Origin of the sequence: Cryobacterium mannosilyticum (assembly GCF_004402705.1) — a bacterium.
Lineage (GTDB): Bacteria > Actinomycetota > Actinomycetes > Actinomycetales > Microbacteriaceae > Cryobacterium > Cryobacterium mannosilyticum.
In genome coordinates, this window is the sequence record NZ_SOFM01000018.1 from 1 (window position 1) to 1032 (window position 1032).

The following is a 1032-nucleotide window of genomic DNA, read 5'->3' on the forward strand; positions in this document are numbered from 1 at the left end:
GCCAGCACCTACAACAAGGTGAGCGTCTTCTTCGACTACTTCGTCGGCGCCGGCGGCTACGCACCGATGCCGTCCGACCGCACGTACTTCTTCGACGACCTGATCTTCTTGTCCGAGGTGGCTCCGCCGCCGCCGGCCCCGGGCCAGATCATCACGTTCGACGAGACCACCCCGCCGGTGCTCACCGGTTTCGGTGGTGCGGCGGACTCGACCATCGCGCCCGACCCGGCCAACGCTGCCAACAACGTGGCGAAGGTCGTCAAAATGGTCGGCGCCGAGATCTGGGCCGGCACCACGGTGTCGACCCTTGCCAACCAGGCAATCCCGAAGATCGGCTTCAGCTCCACCCAGAAGTCCGTGACGGCGCGCGTGTGGTCGCCTGACGCAGGCATCAAGGTGAGGCTGAAGGTGGAGAACGCGTCCAACGGTGGCCAATCTGTCGAGACCGAGGCCACCACGACGGTGGCCGGTGGCTGGGAGGCGTTGACGTTCAACTTCGCCAACCCGGTCGCCGGCACCCCGGCGCTGGACCTGGCCGTCACGTACAACAAGGTGTCGATCTTCTTCGACTTCGGCACGGTCGGAACCGGGAAGACCTATTACGTCGACGATCTGGACTTCACGTTCGGCGGCACTCAGCCGCCGCCCCCGCCGGCCACCCTGGCGATCACGTTCGATGACCCCGCGAAAACGTACACGTTGACCGATTTCGGTAACAACGGCGGCGCAGTCGTGGCCGACCCGGCCGGTGGCACGAACAAGGTCGCCACGGTGTCCAAGGCCGTCACGGCGTCGGCGACGGCGGGCACCACGGTGTCCACCGGTGCCAACCTGTCCGTCGACACGATCCCGTTCACGGCCGCTCGCACCAAGATGACGATGCGCGTCTACAGCCCGGCTGCGGGCGTGCGGGTTCGGATGAAGGTCGAGAATGCCGCCAACCCGGGGCAGAACGTCGAGACGGATGCGTTCACCACAGTCGCCGGGGCGTGGGAGACCCTGACCTTCGACTTCGGTGACACGTCCACGCAC

At 66.3% G+C, this 1032-nt stretch carries 1 protein-coding gene; it reads left to right on the forward strand.

What is annotated here, in order from left to right; genetic code table 11:
- Positions 1 to 1032 (forward strand): hypothetical protein (locus E3O32_RS17230; protein ID WP_198417538.1); only part of this gene is annotated, 1032 nt, incomplete at both ends.